General features: G+C 55.3%; 8 protein-coding genes, 1 tRNA gene and 1 pseudogene. All 10 read left to right on the top strand.

What is annotated here, in order from left to right:
- Nucleotides 1-75: 75 nt before the first annotated feature.
- The gene (gene rpmG, locus B4B27_RS07755; protein WP_014545993.1) at nucleotides 76-228 is read left to right on the top strand and encodes a 50S ribosomal protein L33; all 153 of its coding nucleotides are present in this window, start codon (nucleotides 76-78) and stop codon (nucleotides 226-228) included.
- A gap of 12 nt (nucleotides 229-240) precedes the next feature.
- Nucleotides 241-313 (top strand) — tRNA-Trp (locus B4B27_RS07750).
- A 21-nt stretch (nucleotides 314-334) separates the two neighbouring features.
- Nucleotides 335-523: a preprotein translocase subunit SecE gene (gene secE / locus B4B27_RS07745; RefSeq protein ID WP_173366599.1), complete on the top strand. Its 189-nt coding sequence runs from the start codon at nucleotides 335-337 to the stop codon at nucleotides 521-523.
- Between the two features lie 4 nt (nucleotides 524-527).
- Nucleotides 528-1,070: a transcription termination/antitermination protein NusG gene (gene nusG, locus B4B27_RS07740; RefSeq protein WP_173366600.1), complete on the top strand. Its 543-nt coding sequence runs from the start codon at nucleotides 528-530 to the stop codon at nucleotides 1,068-1,070.
- A gap of 30 nt (nucleotides 1,071-1,100) precedes the next feature.
- On the top strand, nucleotides 1,101-1,526 hold the full coding sequence (gene rplK, locus B4B27_RS07735; RefSeq protein WP_173366601.1) for a 50S ribosomal protein L11: 426 nt from the start codon (nucleotides 1,101-1,103) through the stop codon (nucleotides 1,524-1,526).
- A 39-nt stretch (nucleotides 1,527-1,565) separates the two neighbouring features.
- Entirely contained in the window at nucleotides 1,566-2,252 is a 687-nt protein-coding gene (gene rplA, locus B4B27_RS07730) for a 50S ribosomal protein L1 (RefSeq protein WP_173366602.1), read from the top strand.
- An 8-nt stretch (nucleotides 2,253-2,260) separates the two neighbouring features.
- Entirely contained in the window at nucleotides 2,261-2,806 is a 546-nt protein-coding gene (rplJ, locus tag B4B27_RS07725) for a 50S ribosomal protein L10 (protein WP_173366603.1), read from the top strand.
- Nucleotides 2,807-2,857: 51 nt separating this feature from the next.
- Entirely contained in the window at nucleotides 2,858-3,232 is a 375-nt protein-coding gene (rplL, locus tag B4B27_RS07720; RefSeq protein ID WP_290725305.1) for a 50S ribosomal protein L7/L12, read from the top strand.
- Nucleotides 3,233-3,336: 104 nt separating this feature from the next.
- Nucleotides 3,337-7,626, top strand: coding sequence for a DNA-directed RNA polymerase subunit beta (gene rpoB, locus B4B27_RS07715; protein WP_290725303.1), 4,290 nt, complete (start codon nucleotides 3,337-3,339; stop codon nucleotides 7,624-7,626).
- Nucleotide 7,627: 1 nt separating this feature from the next.
- A pseudogene (locus B4B27_RS07710) lies at nucleotides 7,628-8,964 on the top strand (DNA-directed RNA polymerase subunit beta'); the annotation flags it as partial.

Raw genomic sequence — 8,964 nt, 5'->3', positions numbered from 1 at the left:
TTCGCTATCCGCGAAGGTGGCCGCACGGTTGGCGCCGGTTCCGTCACTGAAATCATCAAGTAATCAGGATTAAAAATGCCTAGAGAACTCATCGTGCTCGAATGCACAGAATGCAATCAGCGCAACTATGATTGCGACAAGAACAAGCGTCTTCATCCTTCCCGCGTGGAATACAAGAAGTACTGCCGCTTCTGCCGCAAGCATACTGTTCACAAGGAATCCAAGTAAGGAAGTCCGAATAGGTCGGTAGCTCAATTGGTAGAGTCACGGTCTCCAAAACCGTTGGTTGGGGGTTCGAGTCCCTCCCGACCTGGAAACTTCCTCCGGAGTCATCATGCGTAAGATTCAGCAATATGTCAAAGAGTCCATCCAAGAACTGAAGAAGGTCACGTGGCCTACTTGGGAAGAACTCAAGGGATCCACTCTCGTGGTGATGCTCTTTAGCGTCATTATGGGCTGCTATATTGCCGGTCTTGATTTTGTATTCTCCTGGATTGTAAACCAGATTATGGGTAGGGGTTAATGCTATGAAGCGTTGGTACGCCATCCATACTTTTTCTGGTCAGGAAAACAACATCAAGAAACACATCGAGCAGATGATTGAGCGCGAAGGCGTTCAAGACAAGTTCGGTCAGATTATCGTCCCCACCCGCGAGGTCGTGAGCAACGTCCGCGGGCGTCGTCGCGTTTCTGTACAGAGCCTGTTCCCTGCATACATCATTATAGAAATGGAGCTGGACGAGCTCACCCAGCACCTGGTGTCCACCATTAATGGTGTCACCCATTTCGCCGGAATGACACGCGCTTCTCGTGTCCCTATTCCGCTTCAACAGAGCGAGGTCGATCGTCTTCTTGGAGTTGATCCTGATAATTCCCTGGAAGGCGAGATCCAAATCCCGTACACGATTGGCGAAAGTGTCCGCATCAAGGAAGGTCCCTTCAAGGACTTTGTGGGCGTCGTAGACGAAATCATGGAAGACAAGACCAAGATCAAGGTCATGGTCACGGTCTTCGGTCGTTCTACGCCTGTCGAACTTGCCTTTAACCAGGTCGAGTCCGCCACCGCCTAGCGCTACGGTTTTTGCAACGGAGATAATAAAGTGGCAAAGAAAATCACAGGTTACATTAAGCTCCAGATTCCCGGCGGTGCCGCCAACCCGGCTCCTCCGGTAGGTCCTGCCCTTGGTCAGAAGGGTGTGAACATCATGGAGTTCTGTAAGCAATTCAACGCGAAGACCCAGGATGCGAAGGGCATGCTTACCCCGGTCGTCATCACGGTTTACGCTGACAAGAGCTTTACCTTCATCACGAAGGTTCCGCCGGTTCCGGTCCTCATCAAGAAGGCCGTCGGCATTGAGAGTGGTTCTGGTGAACCCAACCGTAAGAAGGTTGCTAAGATCACCAAGGCCCAGATCCAGGAAATCGCCCAAAAGAAGATGCCGGATCTAAACACAATCGACCTCGAAGCCGCCATGCGCATGGTTGCGGGTACTGCCCGTTCCATGGGTGTTGATGTGGTTGACTGAGGCAGGTAATTCACCGTTACGTATCTGACAGGAAACACCATGTTCAGAGGAAAAAAATACAAAAAGGTTGCCGAGACCTACGACCGTAACAAAGCCTACGGTTTGGCCGAAGCAATCGAAATCCTAAAAAAGTCCGAGGTGAAGTTCGACCAGACGGTCGAAGTTCATTTTAACCTCGGTGTGGACCCAAAACATTCCGACCAAGTGGTTCGTGGCACGGTTGTGCTTCCCCATGGTACCGGTCGCACGGTCCGCGTTCTCGTTTTCTGCAAGGACAACAACATTGAAATTGCAAAGAACGCAGGCGCAGATTACGCTGGCGGCGCCGACTTGGTTCAGAAGATTCAGGAAGGCTGGCTGGACTTCGATTCCGTCGTTGCTACTCCCGACATGATGCCGGTGATTAGTAAGGTGGCTCGCGTCCTCGGTCCTCGTGGTATGATGCCTTCTCCGAAGGCCGGCACGGTGACGGTTAACGTCGCCCAGACGGTCAAGGAACTCAAGGCCGGTAAGATCCAGTACCGCGTCGACAAGGGTGCAAACGTCCATGCTCCTGTTGGCAAGCTCTCCTTCACTGTCGATCAGCTGGTCGAAAACACCAAGTCTGTCATCGACTCTGTCGTGAAGAACAAGCCTCAATCTTCTAAGGGCACTTACATCAAGAGCCTCACTTTGACGGCTACGATGGCCCCGGGCATCAAACTTGATATGGCACTGACGCGCTAGGAGATACCATGAAAGCTGTAGTTAAAAAACAACAGACCGTGGATTCGCTCGTCGAGTCCTTCAAGGGCGCTACCGCCGTCTATCTGCTCAATTACCAGGGCATCACTGTCGAAAAGGACAATGCTCTGCGCAAGGCTCTCGCCTCCAAGGGCGTCAAGTACCACGCTGTGAAGAATACTCTTCTCAAGCGCGTTCTCGAAGCCCTCAAGGTCGAAGGTCTCGACGATCAGCTGACCGGAGCAACATCCGTCATGGTCGGCTTCGAAGAAGACCCGCTTCTGCCCGCACGCGAAATTGAAGCATTCCACAAAGCTAACCCCGATTTCTTGATTGCCAAGAGCATCTACCTCGATGGTAAGCCGATGCCTGGCTCCGAAGTCGTGAACCTCTCCAAGATCCCGGATCGTAAGGGCATGATCGCTTTGATCGTCTCCATCGCTCTCGGACCTGGCTCCACGATTGCAGGTCAGATCAAGACTCTCCAGGAAAAGCTGGAAAAAGAATCGGGTTCCGAAGCCGCAGCCCCTGAAGCTGCCGCCGCACCGGAAGCTTAACAACAAACCACAAACCAAAAATTTTAAACGGAATAATCGGAGAAACACATCATGGCAACTGATATCAAGGCACTGGGCGATCAAATCGTTGGTCTTACCCTTCTCGAAGCCAAGGCTTTGGCTGACTACCTTAAAGAAACCCACGGCATCGAAGCCGCTGCCGGTGGCGCTGTAGTTATGGCTGCAGCCGCTGCTGCTCCTGCTGAAGAAAAGACCGAATTCGACGTTATCCTCGCCGAAGTCGATCCGGCCAAGAAGATGGCTGTCCTTAAGGAAGTTCGCGCCATCACCGGTCTCGGCCTCGCCGAAGCCAAGAAGGTCGTTGAGACTGCGGGCAGCGTCATCAAGGAAGCTGCGCCGAAGGCTGACGCCGAAGCTCTCAAGAAGAAACTCGAAGAACTCGGAGCAAAGGTTACCCTTAAGTAATGCTCCCAGTTCTCTGAACTGTTCTTACCAATCGCCTGCACGTAAGTGCGGGCTTTTGGTGTTTTTTTTGCTAACTAGGCTCTTCACCGGATGAGGTATTTCAAATGACAACGGAGCGAAAAAGCTATTCCTCCAACAAGTTCCAGCTGGAGCTTCCGTACTTGATCGAAGTTCAGAAGGCTTCATACGAACAATTTTTGCAGGCCGATATCCCGCAGGAAAAGCGGTTGAATGCGGGCTTGCAGCGCGTCTTCCAGGACATCTTCCCGATTACCGATCCTAACGGGCTCTTTTCCCTGGAATACGAAAAGTATTACTTCGGAATACCGAAATACAGCATCCCCGAATGCCGTGAGCGTGGGCTTACCTACAACATGGAGCTCTACGCGACTCTCGCCCTCCGCGTTTTCGAGAAGGACGGCGAAGATACCAAGCTCAAGGAAGAAGTCAAGAACGATGTCCTTATCTGCGAACTCCCGATCATGACCGAGAACGGCACGTTCATCGTGAACGGTGCCGAACGCGTGGTCGTGTCGCAGTTGCATCGCTCTCCCGGTGTGAGCTTCGACGAAGAACTTCAGCCCAACGGCCATTCCGATTACAAGAGCCGTATCATTCCTCATCGTGGCGCATGGGTCGAGTTCAACATCGAAAGCGACGTGCTCTATGTCGTCATCGACCGCAAGAAGAAGATTGCGGCCACCGCCATGCTCCGTAGCATTGGCTTCGAGACGACCCAGGACATTCTGAACCTCTTCTACAAGAAGACCGAAGAGGTGAATATCGCCGAAGAAGCCGAGAAGTTCAACGAAGACGGCGTTTGCGTGCTTATCGACCGCATTGTCTTCAACGACGTGATCGACGAATCCACCGGCGAAATCATCATCGAGGCGAACTCCGTCATCGATGACCGCAAGCTCGAACGCCTCCGCGAAAGCAGCGTCGAGAAGCTCGTGCTTCTCTCCAAGGAAGAAGAAAACCTCCTCATCCACAACACGCTCGCTGCCGACAAGACTAAGTCCCGCGAAGACGCCCTGCGTTCCATCTATTCCGTTACGCACCAGCAGCAGGACGAAGCTCCGAACCTGCAGGCTGCCGAAAACTACTTTGATTCTATCTTCCTGAACGACCCGCGCAAGTACGACTTGGGCGAAGTCGGCCGTTACCGCTTGAACGCCAAGGTCTACACGCCGAAGATTGTCGAAATTCTCAAGAATGTCGGCGAACAGTTCAAGCAGTACAACATGGACAAGGAGCTCGAACTCCCGAGCGCCACCCGCACGACGATGAGCAAGGCCGACTTCCTCGCCGTCATCGAATACATGGTGGGCCTCTACGATGGCGAAGACGGATACACCAAGGACGATATCGACCACTTGGGCAACCGCCGCACGCGTTCCGTGGGCGAACTCCTCGCCAACCAGATTTCCGTGGGCCTCTCCCGCATGTCCCGCGTTATCCGCGAGAACCTCTCGCTGCATAACGAGGACGAACAGACGACTCCGCGCGACCTCGTGAATACGCGTACCGTGAGTTCCGTGGTCCAGGCGTTCTTTGGTTCCAGCCAGCTCTCGCAGTTCATGGACCAGATGAACCCGCTTTCGGAACTTACCCACAAGCGTCGTCTCTCCGCTCTCGGTCCCGGTGGCCTTTCCCGCGAACGCGCAGGCTTCGAAGTCCGTGACGTTCACTACACGCACTATGGCCGCCTCTGCCCGATCGAGACTCCGGAAGGCCCGAACATCGGTCTTATCAACTCCCTCGCATCCTATGCCGTCGTGAACCACTACGGATTCATCGAGACTCCGTACCGTATCGTGGGCCTCATCGACTTCAAGGATGCAAGCGGCAAGATTTTCAAGTTCCCCGAAGTCAAGTGGCACTTCGGCATCTTCAAGGGATTCGTGCACGATCCGCACTTCTTCCTTACGCAGCAGGAACTTTCCCGCAAGGAAATGGACAGCATCCGCATGAACCTCGACAATCGCCAGCGCGACCTGTTCGACATCTTCGCGAACAAGGTGTTCCAGGTGACCTATGCGGATGGCGATGTCCACTTCTTCAAGAACGGCTTCGAAATCGATGACTTCAACGGCAAGGCCGACTACGTCCAGGCTAGCAACGCCATCGAACAGGTCGTTTCCGACTTTATCACGTTCCTCACCGCCGACGAAGAAGACGCGTTCAAGGTGGCTCCGGCTTCTACCGAGCTCACCGACGACAACCGCTTCAAGGAAGAATACGTCATCGTCCGCGACAAGAGCGAATACCCGCATATCCTCCGTCAGGATTCCATTGATATCGGCGACATGGATGTCGAACGCATCGACCTCATGGACGTGGCTCCGATGCAGATTGTGTCCGTGGCCGCTGGCCTCATCCCGTTCCTCGAACACGATGACGCCAACCGCGCGTTGATGGGTTCTAACATGCAGCGCCAGGCTGTGCCTCTGCTCCGTGCGGAAGCCCCTGTGGTGGGTACCGGCCTCGAACGCCGCGCCGCCCTCGACTCGGGTACGGTTGTCCGTGCCAAGCACGACGGTAAGGTCACCTTCGTTGACGCCCGCAACATCACGGTGCAGCGCGGCAACATGGTCGACGGCAACTTCGTGCCGCTTACCGGCCTCGGCGAAAACTACGAATTCCTCGGCAAGGATCCGATTGACGAATACGTGCTCCGCAAGTTCGAGCGCTCTAACCAGGATTCCTGCGTGAACCAGAAGCCTATCGTGAATGTGGGCGACTTCGTCAAGGCTGGCGACGTGCTGGCCGACGGCGTGTCTACCGACCACGGTGAACTTGCCCTCGGCAAGAACATCCTGATCGGCTTCCTCCCGTGGAACGGCTACAACTACGAAGACGCCGTTATCATCTCCGAAGAACTCGCCATCAAGGACACCTTCACTTCCATCCACATCGAGGAATACGAACTCGACGTGCGCGAAACGAAGCGCGGTCCGGAAGAACTTACCCGCGAAATTCCGAACGTCGGCGAAGACGCTCTCCGTAACCTCGACGAGAACGGCGTTATCCGCGTCGGTGCCGAGGTCGGTCCGGACGATATCCTCGTGGGCAAGGTGACCCCGAAGGGCGAAACCGAACTTTCTCCGGAAGAACGTTTGCTCCGCGCCATCTTCGGCGAGAAGGCCGGCGACGTGCGTGATTCTTCCCTCAAGGCTCCTCCGGGAATGAAGGGCGTGGTGCTCGAAACCCGCATCTTCAGCAAGAAGGACAAGAGCGACAAGAAGAGCAAGGAAAAGGACCAGGAGACCATCGAAGAGATCCGCGCCAATTTCCAGGCCCAGATCGACAAGATCAAGGATTCCTGCCGCGAACACTTGTTCGAACTCCTCGGCGGCAAGCCCGCCGGCAAGGTGATGGACAACGAAACGCACGAACTCCTCATCCGCGAAGGCCAGACCTACACCGAACAGAATCTCGGCGCCATCGACGTGACCAAGGTGTCCCCGATGTCCCAGTTCGTGACGGGCGACGACGAACTCCAGGAACAGGTGCTCTCGCTCGTGATTGTCGCACGCGACAACCTCGACACGCTGACCCGCACCATGGAAAAGGAAATCGACAAGGTGACGAAGGGCGACGAGCTCAAGCCGGGCGTTCTCAAGAGCGTCAAGGTCTATATCGCCAAGAAGCGTTGCCTCTCCATCGGTGACAAGATGGCAGGTCGTCACGGTAACAAGGGCGTTGTCTCCAAGATCGTGCCTGTCGAAGACATGCCGTTCACCGAAGATGGCCGTCCGCTCCAGATTCTTCTGAACCCGCTGGGCGTGCCTTCCCGTATGAACATCGGTCAGGTGCTTGAAGTTCACCTGGGCTGGGCCGCCAAGACGCTCGGCTTCAAGGTTTCGACTCCGGTGTTCGACGGTGCCAAGTTCGAGGATATCTGCAAGGAACTCGAAAAGGCCTACCAGAAGAACCCAATCGTGAACTATGAGATGGATCCGGAAAACAACAAGATTATCGGTAAGGCCAAGCTCTATGACGGCCGTACCGGCGAAGCCTTCCTGAACCCGGTTACCATCGGTTACATGTACTACCTCAAGCTCGGTCACTTGGTGGACGACAAGATCCACGCCCGTTCTATCGGTAGCTACGCCCTCGTGACGCAGCAGCCGCTCGGAGGTAAGAGCCAGTTCGGTGGCCAGCGCTTCGGTGAAATGGAAGTGTGGGCCATGGAAGCTTACGGTGCCGCTTACACGCTGCAGGAACTCCTCACCGTCAAGTCCGACGATGTGACGGGACGTTCCATGGTGTACGACGCCATCGTTCACGGCAAGAACACCCCGAAGCCGGGTATCCCCGAGTCCTTCAACGTTATGATCCGCGAAGTCCATTCTTTGGGTCTTGATATCGAGACCACTGGAGAAAAGTAATATGTCCGAAGAAATGATGGAAAATCAAGAAAATTCCGGCGACATTTCGATTCACCTGGCTGCGCCCGACCTGATTCGCTACTGGTCCTACGGCGAAGTCACGAAGCCGGAGACGATTAACTATCGTACGTTCAAGCCCGAACGTGATGGTCTCTTCTGCGAGAAGATCTTTGGACCCGTCAAGAACTGGGAATGCAACTGCGGTAAGTTCAAGCGCGCCCGTTACAAGGGTGTCATCTGTGACCGCTGCGGCGTCGAAGTGACCCACTCCCGCGTCCGTCGCGAACGCATGGGCCATATCGAACTCGCCATTCCTCTTGCACACACTTGGTTCGTTCGTAACCAGCCGTGCGTGATTGGTGCCCTCCTTGGCCTCAACACCAAGGACCTCGAACAGGTCATCTACTACGAACGCTATGTCGTGATCGACAAGGGCGATGCCGAACTCGAGGAGAACACCCTCATCGACGAGACGACCTACCAGGATCTCGTGGCCGAAGGCCGTTCTTTCGAAGCCAAGATGGGTGCTTCTGCTATCAAGCAGCTGCTCGACAGGCTCGACCTCGCCAAGCTTTCTGCGAAGCTCCGTGACCAGGCCCGTTCCAACTCCAAGACGAAGGTGGACGATGCCATCAAGCGCCTGAAGGTGGTCGACGCCTTCCGCAAGTCGCAGATGGAAAGCTTCCGCAGCTACTACAACAACCCGGATTCCTCCCGCGATTCCGGCAAGGCCTGGCTCAAGGGTCTCGCCGAGGCTGTCGCCGAATTCAAGGCCGACTACGAATCCAAGCATTCCGATTTCATCCTGGCCGATGCCTTCGATGAATTCCGTGTCAAGTATCCGAACGAAGTGCGCATGCTCGCGAACCAGCCTTCCTGGATGATTCTCGACGTGCTCCCGGTGATTCCGCCCGATCTTCGTCCGCTCGTTCCGCTCGAAGGCGGCCGCTTTGCGACCTCCGACCTGAACGAACTCTACCGCCGTGTCATCAACCGCAACAACCGCTTGAAAAAGTTGATTGACATCCGTGCCCCTAACGTGATTCTCTGCAACGAAAAGCGCATGCTGCAGGAAGCCGTCGACCAGCTGTTCGACAGCGGCCGCCGCACGGCGCGTACGGGTTCTGCTCGCCCGCTCAAGAGCCTCGCAGAACTCCTCAAGGGCAAGCAGGGTCGCTTCCGTATGAACCTCCTCGGTAAGCGTGTGGACTACTCCGGCCGTTCCGTCATCGTGGTGGGCCCGGAACTCCAGATGCACCAGTGCGGTCTGCCGAAGCGCATGGCTCTCGAACTTTACAAGCCGTTCATCATCCAGCGCCTGGAAGAAGACGGCATCGT

The organism is Fibrobacter sp. UBA2449 (genome assembly GCF_002342555.1).
Classification (GTDB): Bacteria; Fibrobacterota; Fibrobacteria; order Fibrobacterales; family Fibrobacteraceae; genus Fibrobacter.
This window is presented reverse-complemented; position numbering and strand designations above follow the sequence as displayed.

Bases quoted from the DNA above. Each gene is read 5' to 3' on its own strand.
- rpmG (WP_014545993.1), top strand. From the start codon at position 76: ATGCCTAGAGAACTCATCGTGCTCGAATGCACAGAATGCAATCAGCGC.
- secE (WP_173366599.1), top strand. From the start codon at position 335: ATGCGTAAGATTCAGCAATATGTCAAAGAGTCCATCCAAGAACTGAAG.
- nusG (WP_173366600.1), top strand. From the start codon at position 528: ATGAAGCGTTGGTACGCCATCCATACTTTTTCTGGTCAGGAAAACAAC.
- rplA (WP_173366602.1), top strand. From the start codon at position 1,566: ATGTTCAGAGGAAAAAAATACAAAAAGGTTGCCGAGACCTACGACCGT.
- rplJ (WP_173366603.1), top strand. From the start codon at position 2,261: ATGAAAGCTGTAGTTAAAAAACAACAGACCGTGGATTCGCTCGTCGAG.
- rplL (WP_290725305.1), top strand. From the start codon at position 2,858: ATGGCAACTGATATCAAGGCACTGGGCGATCAAATCGTTGGTCTTACC.
- rpoB (WP_290725303.1), top strand. From the start codon at position 3,337: ATGACAACGGAGCGAAAAAGCTATTCCTCCAACAAGTTCCAGCTGGAG.